Origin of the sequence: Arthrobacter sp. HY1533, from assembly GCF_027568515.1 — a bacterium.
Classification (GTDB): Bacteria; Actinomycetota; Actinomycetes; order Actinomycetales; family Micrococcaceae; genus Specibacter.
The window spans coordinates 574,736-592,718 of the sequence record NZ_JANKZF010000001.1; the positions used below are offsets into that span (position 1 = coordinate 574,736).

20 protein-coding genes are annotated in these 17,983 nt (G+C 65.3%); 7 read left to right on the forward strand and 13 right to left on the reverse strand.

Going from position 1 to position 17,983, the window contains the following annotated elements; genetic code table 11:
- Positions 1 to 148: 148 nt before the first annotated feature.
- Both PCK14_RS02635 and PCK14_RS02640 read left to right on the forward strand, forming a co-directional pair.
- Positions 149 to 655 (forward strand): GNAT family N-acetyltransferase, encoded by a 507-nt coding sequence (locus PCK14_RS02635; RefSeq protein WP_269936896.1) that lies wholly within the window; start codon positions 149 to 151, stop codon positions 653 to 655.
- Between the two features lie 9 nt (positions 656 to 664).
- Positions 665 to 1,087 carry a VOC family protein gene (locus tag PCK14_RS02640; RefSeq protein ID WP_269936897.1) on the forward strand — a complete coding sequence of 141 codons (423 nt, stop codon included), beginning with the start codon at positions 665 to 667 and terminating at the stop codon, positions 1,085 to 1,087.
- Between the two features lie 32 nt (positions 1,088 to 1,119).
- Here the strand turns inward: PCK14_RS02640 and PCK14_RS02645 are convergent, their stop codons facing one another.
- Entirely contained in the window at positions 1,120 to 1,845 is a 726-nt protein-coding gene (locus PCK14_RS02645) for an SOS response-associated peptidase (RefSeq protein ID WP_269936898.1), read from the reverse strand.
- A gap of 116 nt (positions 1,846 to 1,961) precedes the next feature.
- On the opposite strand from PCK14_RS02645, the gene PCK14_RS02650 reads away from it, so the two are divergent.
- The 3 genes from PCK14_RS02650 (at position 1,962) to PCK14_RS02660 (ending at position 4,004) form a co-directional block, all read left to right on the forward strand.
- On the forward strand, positions 1,962 to 2,219 hold the full coding sequence (locus PCK14_RS02650; protein WP_269936899.1) for a mycoredoxin: 258 nt from the start codon (positions 1,962 to 1,964) through the stop codon (positions 2,217 to 2,219).
- A 79-nt stretch (positions 2,220 to 2,298) separates the two neighbouring features.
- The gene (locus PCK14_RS02655) at positions 2,299 to 3,387 is read left to right on the forward strand and encodes an S-(hydroxymethyl)mycothiol dehydrogenase (RefSeq protein ID WP_269936900.1); all 1,089 of its coding nucleotides are present in this window, start codon (positions 2,299 to 2,301) and stop codon (positions 3,385 to 3,387) included.
- Positions 3,384 to 4,004: an MBL fold metallo-hydrolase gene (locus tag PCK14_RS02660; protein ID WP_269936901.1), complete on the forward strand. Its 621-nt coding sequence runs from the start codon at positions 3,384 to 3,386 to the stop codon at positions 4,002 to 4,004. The genes PCK14_RS02655 and PCK14_RS02660 overlap by 4 nt, the downstream gene beginning before the upstream one ends.
- Before the next feature lie 76 nt (positions 4,005 to 4,080).
- Here the strand turns inward: PCK14_RS02660 and PCK14_RS02665 are convergent, their stop codons facing one another.
- The 3 genes from PCK14_RS02665 to PCK14_RS02675 form a co-directional block, all read right to left on the reverse strand.
- Positions 4,081 to 4,800, reverse strand: coding sequence for a lipoate--protein ligase family protein (locus tag PCK14_RS02665; RefSeq protein WP_269936984.1), 720 nt, complete (start codon positions 4,798 to 4,800; stop codon positions 4,081 to 4,083).
- Positions 4,801 to 4,811: 11 nt separating this feature from the next.
- Complete coding sequence (locus PCK14_RS02670; RefSeq protein WP_269936902.1) at positions 4,812 to 5,684, reverse strand: thioesterase family protein; 873 nt, start codon at positions 5,682 to 5,684, stop codon at positions 4,812 to 4,814.
- Between the two features lie 70 nt (positions 5,685 to 5,754).
- The gene (locus PCK14_RS02675; RefSeq protein ID WP_269936903.1) at positions 5,755 to 6,297 is read right to left on the reverse strand and encodes a DedA family protein; all 543 of its coding nucleotides are present in this window, start codon (positions 6,295 to 6,297) and stop codon (positions 5,755 to 5,757) included.
- A gap of 234 nt (positions 6,298 to 6,531) precedes the next feature.
- On the opposite strand from PCK14_RS02675, the gene PCK14_RS02680 reads away from it, so the two are divergent.
- Both PCK14_RS02680 and PCK14_RS02685 read left to right on the forward strand, forming a co-directional pair.
- Entirely contained in the window at positions 6,532 to 8,160 is a 1,629-nt protein-coding gene (locus PCK14_RS02680; protein WP_269936904.1) for an AMP-binding protein, read from the forward strand.
- Between the two features lie 288 nt (positions 8,161 to 8,448).
- Positions 8,449 to 9,828, forward strand: a complete 1,380-nt coding sequence (locus PCK14_RS02685; protein WP_269936905.1) for a reverse transcriptase family protein — start codon at positions 8,449 to 8,451, stop codon at positions 9,826 to 9,828.
- Here PCK14_RS02685 and PCK14_RS02690 read toward each other — a convergent pair.
- The 9 genes from PCK14_RS02690 to PCK14_RS02730 all read right to left on the reverse strand — a co-directional run bounded on the left by PCK14_RS02690 (position 9,818) and on the right by PCK14_RS02730 (position 17,939).
- Positions 9,818 to 10,282, reverse strand: a complete 465-nt coding sequence (locus tag PCK14_RS02690; RefSeq protein ID WP_269936985.1) for an NUDIX domain-containing protein — start codon at positions 10,280 to 10,282, stop codon at positions 9,818 to 9,820. The two genes, PCK14_RS02685 and PCK14_RS02690, sit on opposite strands and share 11 nt — an antisense overlap.
- Before the next feature lie 131 nt (positions 10,283 to 10,413).
- Positions 10,414 to 10,878, reverse strand: coding sequence for an inner membrane protein YiaA (gene yiaA, locus PCK14_RS02695; RefSeq protein WP_269936906.1), 465 nt, complete (start codon positions 10,876 to 10,878; stop codon positions 10,414 to 10,416).
- Positions 10,879 to 11,025: 147 nt separating this feature from the next.
- Entirely contained in the window at positions 11,026 to 12,003 is a 978-nt protein-coding gene (gene nrdF / locus PCK14_RS02700) for a class 1b ribonucleoside-diphosphate reductase subunit beta (protein WP_269936907.1), read from the reverse strand.
- A 112-nt stretch (positions 12,004 to 12,115) separates the two neighbouring features.
- The gene (gene nrdE / locus PCK14_RS02705; RefSeq protein WP_269936908.1) at positions 12,116 to 14,236 is read right to left on the reverse strand and encodes a class 1b ribonucleoside-diphosphate reductase subunit alpha; all 2,121 of its coding nucleotides are present in this window, start codon (positions 14,234 to 14,236) and stop codon (positions 12,116 to 12,118) included.
- 14 nt (positions 14,237 to 14,250) lie between these two features.
- A complete protein-coding gene (nrdI, locus tag PCK14_RS02710) occupies positions 14,251 to 14,727 on the reverse strand; it encodes a class Ib ribonucleoside-diphosphate reductase assembly flavoprotein NrdI (RefSeq protein WP_269936909.1) in 477 nt (158 codons plus the stop codon).
- 127 nt (positions 14,728 to 14,854) lie between these two features.
- Positions 14,855 to 15,103 (reverse strand): glutaredoxin-like protein NrdH, encoded by a 249-nt coding sequence (gene nrdH / locus PCK14_RS02715; RefSeq protein WP_269936910.1) that lies wholly within the window; start codon positions 15,101 to 15,103, stop codon positions 14,855 to 14,857.
- 438 nt (positions 15,104 to 15,541) lie between these two features.
- Positions 15,542 to 16,762, reverse strand: coding sequence for an MFS transporter (locus PCK14_RS02720; protein ID WP_269936986.1), 1,221 nt, complete (start codon positions 16,760 to 16,762; stop codon positions 15,542 to 15,544).
- Positions 16,763 to 16,773: 11 nt separating this feature from the next.
- Positions 16,774 to 17,358: a TetR/AcrR family transcriptional regulator gene (locus tag PCK14_RS02725; protein WP_269936911.1), complete on the reverse strand. Its 585-nt coding sequence runs from the start codon at positions 17,356 to 17,358 to the stop codon at positions 16,774 to 16,776.
- A complete protein-coding gene (locus PCK14_RS02730; RefSeq protein WP_269936912.1) occupies positions 17,355 to 17,939 on the reverse strand; it encodes a sugar O-acetyltransferase in 585 nt (194 codons plus the stop codon). The genes PCK14_RS02725 and PCK14_RS02730 overlap by 4 nt, the downstream gene beginning before the upstream one ends.
- Between the last annotated feature and the right edge of the window lie 44 nt (positions 17,940 to 17,983).

The window sequence follows — 17,983 nt, forward strand, 5'->3', positions numbered from 1 at the left end:
CCGCAACGGGAAGCACACCCGGGCGGCATGGCCCCGCGCACAATGCGTCAAGTAGATGGCCCACAACGCAACTGGCGTCTAGCATGGCCTTATGGCCACCGGCTCAGTAGCGCTGCTGGCGCCACCACGATTTTTGAAGGAGCGTTCCATGACTGACATGGTCACCCTCATCGCCAAGACCGCCCCGCTGGAGCGGGACCTGAAGATCACCTCCCGCACGGTCCAGAAGTCCGACCTGGCCCGCCTCGGGGAGCTGTATTTCACGGCCTACGACGCAGGTGTAGCCGGCGACAGCGTGGACGCGGCCATTGCCGACATGCGGGATTCACTGGCCGGAAAGTACGGCCCGTTCCTGCCCGAGGCCTCCCATGTGGCGCTGGATGAAAACGGCAAGATTGTCGCCGCCGTGCTGGTGGTGGAGCACGCCGTGGGCGATGACACCCCAGACGCCCCGTTCATCATTGAGCTGATCACCGACCGCGGCCACCGCCGCCGCGGCCTGGCCGAAGACCTGGTCCTGGCCACCCTTGACACGCTTTTCAACGACGGCAAGAAAGATGTTGCCCTGCGGGTTGAATCCAGCAATTCCGCCGCCCTGGCCCTGTACCTCTCCCTTGACTTCCGCCGCTGGTCGCCGGAATCCAACGACGACTAGGGACACGCAATGGAGCAGCGCCTCACCTTTATTTCGCTGGGAGTCGCCGATGTGGCCCGTTCGCGTGAGTTTTATCTCACAGGCCTGGGCTGGACGGCCCACCAGGAGGTCCCGGGCCAGGTCATTTTCCTGCAACTGAACCACGGGCTCATCCTGTCCCTGTGGAACCGCACCGCGATGGCCGCCGAGCTGGGCGTCGAACCCGCCACCGGCGTCCCGCCCATCACGCTGAGCCACAATGTGGGCAGCCCGGCGGAGGTGGACGCCGTCCTGGCGCAGGCCGCACAGGCGGGTGCCGCCGTCGACCGTCCCGCCGTGCAGCAGGCATGGGGCGGCTACAGCGGATACTTTGCCGATCCCGACGGCTTCCGCTGGGAAGTTGCCTTCAACCCCACCTGGGCCGTGGACGACGCCGGCAACGTCACCGTCTGAGCCCTGACGCACGGGCGGCCCGCCCGCTACAACTACAACGCAACGGCCTCGATGAGTTCGGGGCCGTTGTTGCGCACATTGCCAACAGCGGCACCGACGGGATCCAGGACCCATTCGGCGGCCAGCTCCCATGCCTCCGCAAGTGCGGCCTCCAGCAGCGGCGCCGGCACCTTGTTTTCCGGGTCAAGCCATTCGGCCAGGCCTTCGGGGTCCAGCGGGATGGGCAGGCGGTCGTGCAGGGTGGCCAGTTCGCCTTCCTCCGGGGAGGGCATGGTCAGGATGCTGCAGGAGAGCAGCCACTGGTCAGCGGCGCCGTCCTCCTTGGCGGGATCCTTCCACCATTCATACAGGCCGGCAAAGGTGATGAGCTCCCCGCCCGGCCGGTGCACAAAGTACGGCTGCTTGCTCTTGCCGTCCGGGGACTTCTTCCATTCGTAGTAGCCCTCCACGGGCACCCCGCAGCGCCGCGCCTTGGCGGCGGCGCGGAAGGTGGGCTTTTCCAGCACTGTTTCGCTGCGGGCATTGAAGGCCCGCACGCCCACGGCGGGATCCTTGGCCCAACCAGGCACCAGGCCCCACTTGGCCACATGGACCTGGCGGTGCACGGCGCCGTCAATGATGCGCTCCAGCACTATGGGCACATCCGTGGTGGGGGCCACGTTCCACGATGCCCGCAGTTCCAGTGAGGCCTCCGCCTCGGCTTCAAGCTCTGCCACGAGGTCGCCCACGGCCCTGGCCATCACATATCGTCCGCACATGTCATCCATGGTGGCACAACTCGGGGAATATGCACCCGGCCCGGTAGCGTTGTCCCTGGCAGCGGGCACATGCGCTGCCAGCAAACCTTTCTACTGCAATCCAAGGAGCACCTGACGTGGACTTCACCCCCGAGGCCGGAACCATCACCATGTTTTCAACCACCTGGTGCGGCTACTGCAAGCGCCTGAAGAAGCAGCTGGATGCTTCCGGGATCGGCTACACGGAGATCAACATCGAGGAAGTCGACGGCACGGCCGAGCTCGTGGAGAGCCTGAACGACGGCAACCAGACCGTTCCCACAGTGCTTTTTCCGGACGGCTCCGCTGCCACCAACCCGTCACTGAAGGACGTCGTGGAACGCCTCGCCGCCTAGCTCCTTTCAGCCGTGTAGCCTGTGGGGAACCCCATTGGATGTTCCCGACAGGGACACGGCTGCTCAAGGAGCATGTTTCATGGTTCACAAAGTCAAAGGCGCAGTAGTTCTGGCCAAGAATGCCCCCGTCACCCTGGAGACTGTCCTGGTGCCGGATCCCGGACCCGGCGAGGTCCTGGTGGACATCCTGACCAGCGGCGTCTGCCACACAGACCTGCACTACAAGCAGGGTGGCATCAACGACGACTTCCCGTTCCTGCTGGGCCATGAGGCGACGGGCGTGGTCAACACCGTGGGCGCAGGCGTCACCAATGTGGTCCCCGGCGACCGGGTCATCCTGAACTGGCGTGCCGTGTGCGGCCATTGCCGCGCCTGCGCCAAGGGCCAGGCCCAGTACTGCTTCAACACAGCCAACGCCACCTCCAAGATGACGCTCGAGGACGGCACCGTGCTCTCCCCCGCCCTGGGCATTGGCGCGTTCATTGAAAAGACCCTTGTCGCCGCCGGCCAGTGCACCAAGGTCGACGCCGATGTGGACCCGGCCGCCGTCGGCCTCCTGGGCTGTGGCGTCATGGCCGGCCTCGGCGCCGCCATCAACACCGGCGGCGTCAAGCGCGGCGACACCGTGGCCGTGATCGGCTGCGGCGGCGTGGGCGCCGCCGCCATCGCAGGCGCCGCACTGGCCGGCGCCACCACCGTCATCGCTGTTGACCGTGACCCCAAGAAGCTGGCCGCAGCCGTGGCACTGGGAGCCACCCACACGGTGGATGCATCCACCGAGGACGCCGTTGTCGCCATCCAGAACCACACCGGCGGCTTCGGCGCCGATGTGGTGATTGACGCCGTCGGACGTCCCGAAACCTACAATCAGGCCTTCTACGCCCGCGACCTGGCCGGCACAGTTGTCCTTGTGGGCGTGCCCACGCCGGAGATGGTGCTGGAGCTTCCTTTGCTGGACGTGTTTGGCCGCGGCGGCTCGCTGAAATCCTCCTGGTACGGCGACTGCCTGCCGTCCCGCGACTTCCCCATGCTCGTGGAGCTGTACAAGCAGGGCAAGCTGGACCTGGACGCGTTTGTCAGCGAACGCATCACCATCAACGACATCGAAGCCGCGTTCACCAAGATGGGCGAAGGCTCCGTGCTGCGTTCGGTGGTGGAATTCGCATGAGCGCACGCATTGAACGGCTCATCACCTCCGGCACGTTTTCGCTCGACGGCGGCACCTGGGACGTGGACAACAACGTGTGGATCGTGGGCGATGACGCCGAGGTGTATGTGATCGACCCCGCGCACGACGCCGCGGCCATCGCCGCCGCCGTGGGCGGGCGTGCCGTCAAGGCGGTGCTGCTCACGCACGGGCATGACGACCACATCCGCTATGCCCGCGACTTTGCCACACTGGTCAACGCACCCGTCCTGATGAATCCGGCGGACCAGATGCTCTGGGAAGACATTTTTCCCGGCACCACGCCGGACGGCACCATCGCAGACGGGGATGTCTTTGAGGTGGCAGGCACTCAACTGACCGCACTCCACACCCCGGGCCACTCCCCCGGTTCCACGTGCTTCCACGCCCCGGAGCTGGGCACGGTGTTCACGGGCGACACCCTGTTCAACGGCGGGCCCGGGGCCACGGGCCGCTCCTACAGTGATTTCCCCACCATCGTGGCATCGATTGCCGGCCGACTCATGACGCTGCCGCCGGAGACCGTGGTCAACACAGGCCACGGCGATTCCACCACGGTGGCCGCCGAGGCGCCGGGGATCGCAGCCGCACAGGGCTAGGTTTCGAGCTGGCGCCAATCCAAACAGCAGCACATGCAGATTCTTCGCGAATTCATTGCATGTGCTGCTGTTTGAATTAAGGGAAAACCAGTTCCGTGTGCCGCGCATAGGCGGCCAGGACTGCCTGTTCGACGGCGTCCACGGTCACCCCGGGGACCAGGTCCTCGGCGGCGCCTGCCGTGGCGGGGTCCCAATCAAGCCCGAGGGCGGCATAGCAGTCCGTGAGGACCTGGCGGATGGGCGCCGACTGCTCCACGACAATCACCGAGCTGAACAGCCAGGCACCGGACACGACGCGCTGCGCGGTGCCCACAAGCTTGATCGAGGCATCAGGCCCACGCCCGTGGACGCTGAATTCGCCGGGGCAGTACTCCCCCGGGATCTCCCCCACTGCGGCGTCGACGCCGAGCGCCTGCAGCGCCTCCGTAAACAAGTCGCCGAAGAAGCCAAATCGGGCTTTGGCGGCCGCCACGGCATCCTGTTCGCGCTGGATGTGGTCCACCACCAGGGTGCCCCGGTGGTAGGCAGCGGCCCGGCCACCGGCGCGCCGCACGGCCGGGACAAATCCATGGCTGCGCGCGGCATCGCTCGCGGCGGCAAAGCCGGGCAGCTTGGCGTCACGCTGGCCGAAGGCAACTGTGGGCTCGGGCCGGTACAGGCGCAGCATGGCCTCCCGGGTGCCCGCCTTGACCTCCGCGAGGAGGTCAAGGGCGTGGTCCAGGTCGGCTTCCGCCCCCTGGTTCACCAGCTGGCGGTGGACCTGCAGGCGCGGGGCCAGCGGCGCGGCGGCGGCCATGTTCCCGGCGCTCACTGGGCGTGCGGGATGGGTCGGACGGTCAGGATTTGTTCGCTGCGCCCGAACGGCCCCTGTGCGTCGTGGAGCACGGAGGAGGTCAGGCCCACGCCGTCGCCGGCCAGGGTGACAGTGGTGTCCAGGCCCAGCCATTCGCCCACCGGATCACGGTAGAGGTGGATTGAAAGGTCCAGGTTGGGGAACATCCACCCGCCCGGCTCCGGCCGCAGTCGGGCGGAGACGCCGTTGGCGCTGTCGGCGAGTCCCAGCAGGCGCACGAGCGGTGAAGCGTGCTCGCCGCCGTCGAGCATGGTGTGGCCGCTGTGCAGCCAGGCACGGCCGCGGCCCGGCCGGTGGCCGGATGCTGCCCGGCCGGTGATGGTCTTGATGAAGCCGCCGGGCCACACGGACATGCCGTCCCAGGGCTCTGCCTCGTCCACGCCGGGGAGGGGCTCATCCTCGTAGGCCTCAACGGAGGAGGTGTCATTCTTCTGCAGGCGCCAGGCGGTGGCGCGCACCGCCGTGCGGCCGCCGGCCACGAGCTCGGCCTGCAGCAGTTCAATGGTTCGGCCGGGGCGCAGCAGCGTGGTCTCGATGGTGAACTCGCCGCCCGGGATGAGGCCCAGGATGTCGAAGTTGAAGCGGGCCAGGCGCATGTCGCTGCGCGGCTCAAACTGCTCAAGGGCGTGGACCAGGATGCCGGTCACCGGCGCCATGTGCTGTTCGTGCGGGTTCCAGGCACCCTGGGCGTGGATGGTGGACTCATAGCGGTTGCCGCCCAGGTGGCGGTAGTAGGAGTCCGGCGCGGTCGATGCGGCGGGCGCGCCGCCTGTTGCGCTGGCTGTTTCGGCCGTCGTGGCCACGGGGGAAGGTGATGATTCCGGCATGGCTAAGACTCTACCGCCAGCGGCTGCCGCTGCAGCACATGCTGCGCGCGGATTGGCGGCGGGGCCGGTGCTATGCCTGCAGCGTGGGCTTGATGGCCGCTTCCGGGGTCATGACGGGGCAGTCGTCCAAGGCGGCACGGTCCAGCTTGCGGGTGCGTGAGACGCGGAACAGGTGAACACCCAGGATGGCGCCGCCCACCAGCAGGACCAGGGCAATCAGGGCCAGCGGGGATCCGGCGGCTGCGGCAATGGCGGCATCAAAGGCGGCCATGCCGATGGTGGCGTAGACGGTGGCCCAGGCGATGGAACCCACCACGGTGGCGGGGATGTAGCGGCGCAGGGGCATGCGGCCCAGTCCTGCGGACATGTTGATGGCCGTCTGGACGCCGATGGTCAGGAAGCTGACGCTGACGGCGGGGGCGCCCCAGCGGGCAATGACCTTCTCGGCGCGCAGCACAGCCGGGGAATCCAGGTACTTCTGCATTTTCGTCTTGCGGCCACCGGCGGCGATGCCGCGGCCGGCCCAGTACGTTCCGTTGGAACGCAGCATCACAATGACGAACAGGATGAGGAAGGCCCACACGAATGGAAGGGAAACAATGCTGTCCATCATGAGTGCGAGGAACCCCCTGCTGAGAATTTATAATATGGCCACACAAGTGTGGGCTATTAGCCTTACCTTATCGTATCGACAATTCAATAGGTAAGCCTAATCAAACCCGAGCAGCGCTCAGCATCCAGCCGGGTCCGGCACCCCGGCGGCCGGGCACAGCCGCGCCCCGACGCCGCGAAAACCCCCTCCTGTGAGTTAGCGCACATTAACCAGCGCAGGTACTAGCATCGTCACATGACCACTGATGTTCATGAATCCCACACGTCCGGGCCCACCTCCACTGCCCTGCTGGTGGACACCGTCGGCAGCAATTTCCAGGCCACCGCCCGGCGTTTCCCGGACCGCGAGGCGCTGATAGACCTGCCGTCCGGCCGGCGCTGGAGTTACGCGGAACTCGACGCCGCGGTGGATGCCCTGGGCCGCGGGCTGCTGGCTGCCGGCATTGCCAAGGGCGACCGTGTGGGCATCTGGGCACCCAATGTGCCCGAGTGGGTGCTCATGCAGTACGCCACGGCCAAGATTGGCGCCATCCTGGTCAACGTCAACCCGGCCTACCGGGTCCACGAGCTGAAATACGCCGTGCAGCAGTCGGGCATGAAGATGATCGTGGCCCTGCCGGAGTTCAAGGGCTCCGACTACCAGGGCATGGTGGCCCAGGTCCGGCCCGAGTGCCCGGAGCTGGAACTGGCCGTCTACATTGGCACGCCATCCTGGGAGGCGCTCGTGGCGGGCGGGGAAGATTTGCCGGCCGACGCCGTCGAACGTGCCCTGGCGGCGCTGAAGCCGGACGATCCCATCAACATCCAGTACACCTCCGGCACCACAGGGTATCCCAAGGGCGCCACCCTGAGCCACAGGAACATTCTGAACAACGGCTTCTTCGTGACGGAGACGATTGGCTTCACGGAACAGGACAAATTGTGCGTGCCGGTGCCGTTCTACCACTGCTTCGGCATGGTCATGGCCAACCTGGGCGCCACGAGCCACGGGGCTGCGATCGTCATTCCGGCGGCCTCCTTCGACGCGGCGGCCACCCTTGCGGCGGTGGCACAGGAGCGCTGCACGGCGCTGTACGGGGTGCCCACCATGTTCATTGCCGAGCTGAACCTGCCGGATTTTGCCAGCTACGACCTCTCGAGCCTGCGCACCGGGATCATGGCTGGCTCCCCGTGCCCCGTGGAGGTCATGAAGCGTTGCATGGCGGAGATGCACATGGAAGGCGTCTCGATTGCGTACGGCATGACGGAGACCTCGCCCGTTTCGATGCAGACGCTGATGGACGACGACGTGGCGCACCGGACCGGGACAGTGGGCCAGGTGCACCCTCACCTTGAGGTGAAGATCGTGGACCCGGACACGGGCGCCACGGTGCCGCGCGGAACGCCGGGCGAGTTCTGCACGCGCGGCTATTCGGTCATGCTGGGCTACTGGAACGATCCCGAGAAGACTGCCGGCGCCATCGATGTGCAGGGGTGGATGCACACGGGCGACCTCGCCGTCATGTTCGACGACGGCTACGTCAACATCGTGGGGCGCATCAAGGACATGGTGATCAGGGGCGGGGAAAACCTCTACCCCCGGGAGATTGAGGAGTTCCTGTACCAGCACCCCGACATTGCCGACGTGCAGGTCATCGGGGTGCCGGATCCGCGCTACGGCGAGGAGCTGTGCGCCTGGCTGCTCATGAAGCCCGGTGCCGAGCCGCTGGATGCCGCCGCCGTGGCGGCCTACTGCGAGGGGCACCTGTCGCGCCACAAGATCCCGCGCTATGTCCTGGTGGTGAATGAATTCCCCATGACAGTCACGGGCAAGGTGCGCAAGATGGACATGCGCGAGCGGACCGTGGAGATCCTGGGCTTGTAGCGGACCGGTGATCGAGCCTGTCGAGATCCGGCACGTCGCCACTGAAACCCATAACCGTCAGGTGGCCGTGTTAGCGTGTCAGCAGGTGGAGGCCTCCTCGCGAGGTGGAGAAGCGTTTCATGTTCTCCTCCCCGGGGCTACCCCGGGGCACGCAGCATTTCCTGGACAAGCGCCGCACGTGGGGCGCAGCGCTCCGCGCAGCACGCCACGCGCACAGACAGACGGGTCGCGGGGAGGCTTCCACCGCCGACTTGCCCGCCGCGGCGGGAATCAACAGGGGGAATTCGCATGGGGACGAATGCCGGACACGCCACCCGGATGCTTGCTGCCCACACGCCGCATCCCTCCCCCGAAACTGTGGCGGCAGCCCTGTCACATGCTTTTCTCGCAGCAGACGGGTGGTCGCCCGAGGCACTGCTTGCCGCCGGCACCGTGACGATGGGGGCACGACGGCGCTGGCTGGGTCCGCTGGTCCGCTCCGTCCTTGCCGCGTACCACCGTAAACCTTCCGATGCGGCGCGGGAGCTGGCCGCCCACATTGCCGCTAGCGATGCCTTCGTGGGGGCTGTGGCCAAGGCCCAGGAGCAGCGCAAGCCCCTCAAGGTGGCCAGCTACACGGTGTCGGGGCCGGAACTGCGGCAAGGAAGCTTGGCTGTCCCTCCAATATCGGGCCTGGGACAACTGGCCGGATTCCTGGGGCTGGGCCTGGGTGAACTGGAATGGTTTGCCGACACCCGCCACTGGAACCGGCTGGCCCGCCGTGGCCCCCTGCACCACTACCGGTACGTGTGGCACCAGCGGCCGGGCCGGACGCCGCGGCTGCTGGAGATTCCGGGAATGAGACTGCGGGCGGTCCAGCGCCAGGTTTTGGACGGATTGCTGGCCCCCATCCCGCTGCACGGTGCCGCACACGGCTTCGTACCCGGCCGCAGCGCCGCCAGCGGGGCCGCGCGCCACACCGGCGCGCACGTGCTCATCGCCCTCGACCTGGCCAGCTTCTTCACGAATGTCACCGCCGGGAAGGTTTATGGCGCCCTCCGCGGGGCGGGCTATCCGGAAGCCGTGGCCCACAGCCTGACCGGGCTGTGCACCCATGTGGCTCCCCCTCACGTCATCACCGCCATGCCACCGGGAGGCCCGGCCAGTGAACGCTTTGCGCTGGCCCAGGCGCTGCGGCTTCCGCACCTGCCGCAGGGTGCGCCCACCTCCCCCGCACTGGCCAACATTTCCGTGCGCCGGCTCGACTCCCGGCTGCAGGGGTGGGCAGATGCTGCCGGTGCCAGTTACACGCGCTATGCCGATGACCTCAGTTTCAGCGGTGGTCCGCAACTTGCCCGCCGTGCGGACAGCTTTGTCCGCGGCGTGCGGCGCATTGTTGCCGACCAGGGCCATGCCGTGAATCCCCTCAAGACACGCGTGCGCCCGCGCAGCACGCGGCAGCAGGTCACCGGGATCGTGGTCAATGAACGCATCAACGCACCACGCCGGGAATTTGATGCCCTCAAGGCCGTGCTGCACAACTGTGCGGTGCACGGCCCCGAGTCACAGAACCGGGGGCAGCATCCGGACTTCCAGGCCCAGCTGCTGGGGCGGATTGCCTGGATGGAACAGCTCAATCCTTCCCGCGGCGCGCGGTTGCGGCGTGACTACGGGCGGATCAGCTGGTAGCTGAGGGTTTCGGCAGTCGCTCCCGCAGCCCCGACCAAGCCGCACCGAATCCGGGGTGCAGCGGCAGCCCGGCCACGGCGTCAAGCGGCACCCATTCCAGGGCCAGGCTTTCGGGGTCGCTGATGACGGGCTCAAAAGGAACTTCCACGGACACTGCAACTGTGGTGTAGCTCCAGTAGCCCACGTCGTAGACGGAGGTGAACAGCAGTTCCACATTGGCCCGGGGAACGCCCGCCTCCTCCCACGCCTCGCGCAGGGCGCCGTCCACTGCCGATTCACCCTCATGGAGGGCGCCGCCCGGCAGGCCCCACGTGCCGCCGTGGTGGGACCAGACGGCCCGGTGCTGCAGCAGGACCCCGCGGCCGGCGTCGAACACCAGGAGGCCTGCGGAACCAAACTTGCCCCAGAACTTCCCGGCCTCCCCCTCCACCCAGGCATCGCCGGAATTCTTCATGCTGCCCAGATGTCCCGGACGCACCAGCGCCGCGGCGTCCTGGATGAACCTGGCTGCCGCGGCGCTGCGCTGTGCGTGGGTGTTGCGCTCATTCATGGACTTCACAGTACCAACAGCGCCGAGCCCCCTGCCTAAAATTCCTGCTTGTCAAGGAACCCGGGGCGGGCCTGCACATGCTGCTCCGGGTAGGCTGCCTTGTGCGCGGCGAGGTCCCTGATGTTCTTCTGCACGGCCACGACTGCGAACAGGCTCATGGCGAAACCGATGCCGTAGAAGCCCTTCTCCGACAGCAGCAGGCTGGCGTTCCACAGCCCGATGGCGAGCAGAAGAAGTGCCGCCAGCAGGGCAAACCAGGCGATGCCGAGGTAGATGGGCGTGACCGGGATGTCTTCGGCCTTGTCGCGGACGGCCTTCTGCAGCGACACTGCGGCAAAGAGCCCGAACAGGAAGACGGTCAGGTAGAAGCCCTTCTCATTGAGCTCCATCTTCGCGTTCCAGAGCCCGATGAAGTAGACACCCATGCCCAGTCCCAGCGCAATCCAGGACGCGCCGATGAATGCCCCTGTTGGCTTCCCCAGCTGATTTGTCTCGCCCATGGCGTGTTCCCCTAACCTTGTCAACGAATTTATCCATTCTATGGATTAACAGCATAGAGGACCGGTGGGCAACACACGTGATTTCCAAAAACAAATGCGCGCAAGCCGACCCTTGCGGATCAGCTTGCGCGCATTGGAAAGAGTGGGCTAGAAGTCCCAGTCGTCGTCTTCGGTGTTGACTGCCTTGCCGATGACGTAGGAGGAACCTGAACCGGAGAAGAAGTCGTGGTTCTCATCCGCGTTCGGTGACAGGGCCGACAGGATGGCCGGGTTCACGTCCGTCACTGCGGCCGGGAACATGGCCTCGTAGCCCAGGTTCATGAGCGCCTTGTTGGCGTTGTAGTGCAGGAACTTCTTGACGTCCTCGGCCAGGCCAACGGAGTCGTAGAGGTCGTGCGTGTACTGGACCTCGTTCTCGTACAGCTCAAACATGAGCTCGAAGGTGTACGCCTTCAACTCTTCCTTGCGCTCTTCGGAGAGGCCTTCCAGGCCCTTCTGGTACTTGTAGCCGATGTAGTAGCCGTGCACGGCCTCGTCGCGGATGATCAAGCGGATCAGGTCAGCGGTGTTTGTCAGCTTGGCGCGTGAGGACCAGTACATGGGCAGGTAGAAGCCCGAGTAGAACAGGAAGGACTCCAGCAAGGTGGAGGCAATCTTGCGCTTGAGGGGGTCGTCGCCGTAGTAGTAGGACTCAATGATCTGAGCCTTCTTCTGCAGGTTCGGGTTCTCAACGGACCAGCGGAAGGCCTCGTCGATTTCCTTCGTGGAGCACAGGGTGGAGAAGATCGAGGAGTAGCTCTTGGCGTGCACGGACTCCATGAACGCAATGTTCGTGTAGACGGCTTCCTCGTGCGGGGTGATGGCGTCCGGGATGAGCGAGACGGCGCCCACTGTGCCCTGCAGGGTGTCCAGCAGCGTCAGGCCGGTGAACACGCGCATGGTCAGCAGCTGCTCTTCCGGGGTCAGCGTTGCCCACGACTGGATGTCGTTGGACAGCGGCACCTTCTCCGGCAGCCAGAAGTTGTTGACCAGGCGGTTCCAGACTTCAACGTCCTTCTCATCCTGGATGCGGTTCCAGTTGATGGCCGCCACGTGGCTCGCCAACTTCAGCTTGTCCGGTGTCATCGCTGCTTTTCTCCCTTGTGTAAATCCTGCTGGCCCGTAGGGCCTGGTCTATCTTAAGCCAAAGGCACGACGGCGGGAGTCCCCCGCCGTCGTGCGCTTCAGTTGTGTATTGCTACAGCGCGCAGCTGACGCAACCCTCTACCTCGGTCCCTTCCAGCGCGAGCTGGCGGAGGCGGATGTAGTAGATGGTCTTGATGCCCTTGCGCCAGGCGTAGATCTGCGCCTTGTTGATGTCACGCGTGGTGGCGGTGTCCTTGAAGAACAAGGTCAGGGACAGGCCCTGGTCCACGTGCTGCGTGGCGGCGGCGTAGGTGTCGATGATCTTCTCGAAGCCGATCTCGTACGCATCCTTGTAGTACTCAAGGTTGTCGTTGCTCAGGTACGGCGCCGGGTAGTACACGCGGCCCAGCTTGCCTTCCTTGCGGATCTCAATCATCGAGGCGATCGGGTGGATCGAGGACGTCGAGTTGTTGATGTAGCTGATGGAACCGGTGGGCGGGACGGCCTGCAGGTTCTGGTTGTAGATGCCGTGCTCCATGACGGAGGCCTTCAGCGCACGCCAGTCCTCCTGCGTGGGGATGTGCACGCCCTCGAACATCTCCGTGACCTTGGCGGTCTGGGGAACCCATTCGCCGTCGGTGTACTTGTCGAAGAACTCGCCGCTTGCGTACTTGGAGTTCTCGAAGTTGGCAAAGGTGCTGCCGGTTTCGATGGCCAACAGGTTCGAGGCACGGACGCAGTGGTACACAACCGTGTAGAAGTAAATGTTGGTGAAGTCCAGGCCCTCTTCGGAACCGTAGTGGACGCGCTCACGGGCAAGGTAGCCGTGCAGGTTCATCTGGCCCAGGCCAATGGCGCGGGACTGACTGTTGCCCTTGGCGATGGAGGGAACGCTGGTGATGTTGGACATGTCCGACACCGCCGAGAGCGTGCGGATGGCCGTCTCAATGGTGTTGCCCAGGTTCGGGGAATCCATGGCCTTGGCAATGTTCAGCGAACCCAGGTTGCAGGAGATGTCCTTGCCGGTCTCGGCGTAGGAGAGGTCATCGTTGTACGTGGTGGGCTGTGAAACCTGCAGGATCTCCGAGCACAGGTTGCTCATGATGATCTTGCCCTCGATGGGGTTCTCGCGGTTCACCGTGTCTTCAAACATGATGTACGGGTAGCCGGACTCGAACTGGATCTCGGCCAGGGTCTGGAAGAACTCGCGGGCCTTGATCTTGGTCTTCTTGATGCGGGCGTCGTCCACCATCTCGTAGTACTTCTCGGTGACCGAGATGTCGGAGAACGGCATGCCGTAGACCTTTTCGACGTCGTACGGGGAGAACAGGTACATGTCCTCGTCGCGCTTGGCCAGTTCAAAGGTGATGTCGGGGATGACAACGCCGAGGGAAAGGGTCTTGATGCGGACCTTCTCGTCGGCGTTCTCGCGCTTGGTGTCCAGGAAGCGGTTGATGTCCGGGTGGTGGGCGTGCAGGTACACGGCACCTGCACCCTGGCGGGCACCGAGCTGGTTGGCGTAGGAGAAGCTGTCCTCGAGGAGCTTCATCACGGGGATGACGCCGGAGGACTGGTTCTCGATCTGCTTGATGGGCGCGCCCACCTCACGGATGTTGGTCAGTGCGAAGGCAACGCCGCCGCCGCGCTTGGACAGCTGCAGTGCGGAGTTGATGGAGCGGCCAATGGACTCCATGTTGTCTTCAATGCGCAGCAGGAAGCAGGAGACCAGCTCGCCGCGCTGGGCCTTGCCGGCGTTCAGGAAGGTGGGGGTGGCGGGCTGGAAACGGCCGTCGATGATTTCATCGACAATCTTCATGGCCAGCTCTTCGTTGCCGCGGGCCAGGTGCAGGGCTACCATGCACACGCGGTCCTCGTAGCGCTCCAGGAAGCGGTTTCCGTCGAAGGTCTTCAGCGTGTAGGACGTGTAGAACTTGAAGGCGCCCAGGAACGTCTCGAAGCGGAACTTCTTCTTGTACGCCTTCTGGAACAGTTCGCGGGTGAAGTTCATCGTGTACTGGTCAAGCGTTTCGCGCTCGTAGTACTCGTTCTTCACCAGGTAGTCCAGCTTTTCTTCCAGGTCGTGGAAGAACACGGTGTTGTTGTTTACGTGCTGCAGGAAGTACTGGCGGGCGGCGGCGCGGTCGGCGTCGAACTGGATTTCACCCTTGGAGTTGTACAGGTTCAGCATGGCGTTGAGCTCGTGGTAGCCCAGGCCTTCCCATGCCGCAGGCATGTCCTTGGACGCCTTCACTGTTGAGTCTTGTTCTGAGACAATCGTGTCCAAAATTCTTCCAATCCTTCGCGAACGCGGTCCACATCAGCAGATGTGCCCATGAGTTCAAAACGGTACAAATGAGGTACTTGGCATTTCTCGGCGACGATGTCCCCGGCAATGCAGTAGGTTTCCCCGAAGTTGGTGTTCCCGGCGCCGATGACGCCGCGAATCCACTTGCGGTTTTCCTCGACGTTGAGGAATTTGATGACTTGCTTTGGCACTGCGCCCAGCCTGTTCTCCCCGCCATAGGTGGGAAGCACCAGGACAAATGGCTCCTGGGCCAGGAGGGTGTCTTCATGGGTGTAAAGGGGCAGCCGCGCTGCCTCTTCGCCGAGCTTGACCATGAATCGGTGGGTGTTGTCGGAGGCTGAGGAAAAGTAAATCAGCCGGCTGCCGGTGAGTCTGCCGTCCGGCGCGCCCACAGCGGGTTCTGCTGCAACTGCGTGCATGACAATCGCTTTCCAACTTCTTATCTTGCTGTCGCGGGGCCGGCCGCTTGACCGGCCAGCCCCACGGGGTGTGCGCAAGGCACGAGACGTTCCTGGTGGTCCGCGGGCACTGCCGCGGACCGGATCACTAGGCTACACTGGCGGACTCTACCGCTGCGGCCAGTTCGGCGATCTTGTCCGGGCGGAAACCCGACCAGTGGTCGGCGTCGGTGATTACTACCGGTGCCTGCTGGTAGCCCAGGCTCAGCACGTGCTCCAGGGCGGCCGGATCGGTGGAGATGTCCACGCTCTGGTACGTGATGCCCTTCTTGTCCAACGCACGGTAGGTGGCGTTGCACTGGACGCATGCAGGTTTGGTGTAAACCGTGACGGTCATGATGGTTGTTCCCCTTTGTCTGTATCTGCCTGTGGCTGCCAGTTTCGGCACGCTCGTTGTCGGTGGGACCAACGGTTCTCGCCACGGTCTCGCCAGCTGTTCGAGCTGTTTCAGCCGGCCTGTTCGGACCTGCCTGAATTCTGTATTCGATACTACATGTAGTGCAGACGCCCGAGGTTGACCCCTACATGATGTATTACAAGTATGTCATTTAATGCACCGTCCGTCCACAGGCCAGGGGATTTAAAAGCGCTAGAACTCAACGTTTAAATCCAGATGTCCACAGGGTGTGGAGGAGTAACCCACAAAATATTCACCCGCGTGTCGGATGCCCTCGGCGTGTCGCGCAGGGTCCAAATGAGTGGCCGGCACAACATGTGGTGGTGACCGGGGCAACGTTAATCCGCCGCCACATTCCAGCTGCACGGGCACGCCAGGCTAGCGCGCCTTCTTTCCCGCCAGCACCGGGGACAGCAGCAGCACCATGACGCCGGCCAGCGGCACCACCCAGAGCCCTGCCCGCAGTGAGGTGGCGTCGGCAATGGCGCCCACCACGGGCGGGGAAAGCAGGAAGCTGATGCGCATGAGCCAGCTCAGCACCGTCAGGCCGGTGCCCGGGCGCAGGCCCTCAATGTTGTCGGCGCCGTGCATGGCTGCGGGAACAAGCGTTGCGATGCCGAAGCCGGCCGCGGCAAAGCCGGCCAGGGAACCCGGAAGGCTGGGGAACAGCAGGGCCGTGCCCATGCCCAGGGCCACGAACGCCCCGCCGGCCTGGGCCACCAGGCGCTGGCCGAAGCGGTCGACGAGCCGGTCCCCCACCAGCCGGCCCACAAATTGGGCACCCACCAAGGCCACAAAACCCAGGCCGGCAATCGAGGCGGGGGCGGCGAAGCCCTCCTTCAAGTACAGGGCGGCCCAGGTGTTGCCGGCATCCTCAACGAGCGAACCGGCGGCTGCCACCAGCACCAGGGCCAACAGCACCAGGTACTTGCCGCGGCCACCGAAACGCGACGCGGTGCCGCTCGCCTGGGCGGGCCGGGCGCCGTCGGACGTCTCCTCGGCGGGCGCGGGCTCCGCAGACTCCTCCCCGGCGCCGGGCAGCAGGAAGCGCAAGCTGGCCAGCGACACAGCTGCGAACAGGGCGCCGGAAACGGCCAGGTGCAGCTGCACGGGGATGCCGAGCCCGGCAGCGGCAGCACCCATGAGCCCGCCCAGCACGGCGCCCATGCTCCACACGGCGTGGAAGGAGTTCAGGATGGAGCGGCCAAAGAGTTTCTGGACACGCAGTCCGTGCGAGTTCTGCCCCACGTCGGTGATGGCATCCATGGCCCCGGCAACGCCCAGGCCCGCGGCAAACAGCAGGCCGGTGGGTGCCATCCCGGCGCAGGCCAGGGCCAGTGCGGTCAACACGGTGCCGGCAACCGCCACGCGGGCGGAGCCGAAGCGGCGGATGAGCGCCCCGGCTGCGAGACCAGCCAGCATGGCACCCAGCGGGAACGCGGCGGCAGCCAGGCCAAAGCCAGCGTTGTCCAGGCCCAGCATGGCCTTGATCTCCGGGAAGCGCGGGAGCAGGTTGGCGAACAGGGCGCCGTTGGTCAGGAACAGCGCGGCAACGGCCACACGGGCCCGCCGCACGGGCTTGGCGACCGCACGGTCCATGGTCTTCAGGCTCAAGGGATTCTCACAATTCGTTCGACGGCTTCTTCGACCGTGCGCCGGGGCATCGGGTCAAGGGACAGGGCTCGGTGCATGGACAGGCCTTCAATGAGGGCGTCGAGCATGAGTGTGGTGGCGGGGTCAAAGAACCTGCCAAGGGCCACCCGGCTCCGGGCCATCCAGGCGTGGGTCACGCGCCGCAGTTCGGGGCGGCGGACTGCGAGCGCATAGAGCTCGTAGGACAGGACCATGGTGCGGGGGTCGTTGAGGAGTTCGCCCGTGATGAGGCTGACGACGGCGTCGCGCGCCTCCTCCTGGTTTCCCACCTGTGCCATGGCAGCCTCGAAGCCGTCGGCCGTGCGGTCGGCGAGCTTGGTGAAGGCCTCGCCGAGGAGTTCATCCAGGGTGGCGTAGTGGTACGTCAGCGACCCCAACGGGACTCCCGCTGCTGCGGCGATCTTGCGGTGCGTGGTGCCGGCCACCCCGTGTTCGGCAATCACATCCAGTGCGGCGTCGCTGATCCTGGCACGGCGCTCAGGGTCGTGGCGGCGGCGGGCCCTGCCCTGGGCCGGACCCGCACCTTCTTGCTCCGTGCTCATGGCAGCTGCTTGCTGATGCGTGCCGGGTTGCCCACCGCCACCACATTGGCCGGCAGGTCGCGGGTGACCACGGAGCCGGCCCCCACCACGGTGTTCTCCCCGATCGTGACGCCGGGCAGCACAATGACTCCCCCGCCCAGCCACACATTGTCGCCAATCACGATGGGCTTGGCCGCCTCGAGCTTGTCCCGGCGCAGCCATGGCTCCAGCGGGTGCGTGGGCGTCAGGAGCTGGACGTTGGGCCCGATCATGACGTCGGCACCAATGGTGATGGGTGCGACGTCCAGGGCGGTGAAGTTGTAGTTGATGAAGGTTCCCGCGCCAATGCTGATGTACCGGCCATAGTCCACGAACAGGGGCGGGCGGATCTCCACGTCCTCCCCCAGCGAGCCAATGAGCTCCGCCAGAAGGAGCTCCGCGGCGTCGCGGTCCTCGGGCCACAGCTGGCCGTAGCGGTGTGCCTGCGTGATGGCGCGCTGGGAGGCCACTGCCAGCTCGGCGTCCTCGGCGAGGTACAGGTCCCCGGCCTCCATGCGCTGGCGCATGGTGCGGGGGTCGTTGGCAAAATAGGGGTGCGTCAAGATGGTCCATCCTCGGCTCGGCAATTCGTTATGTACAAATGTAC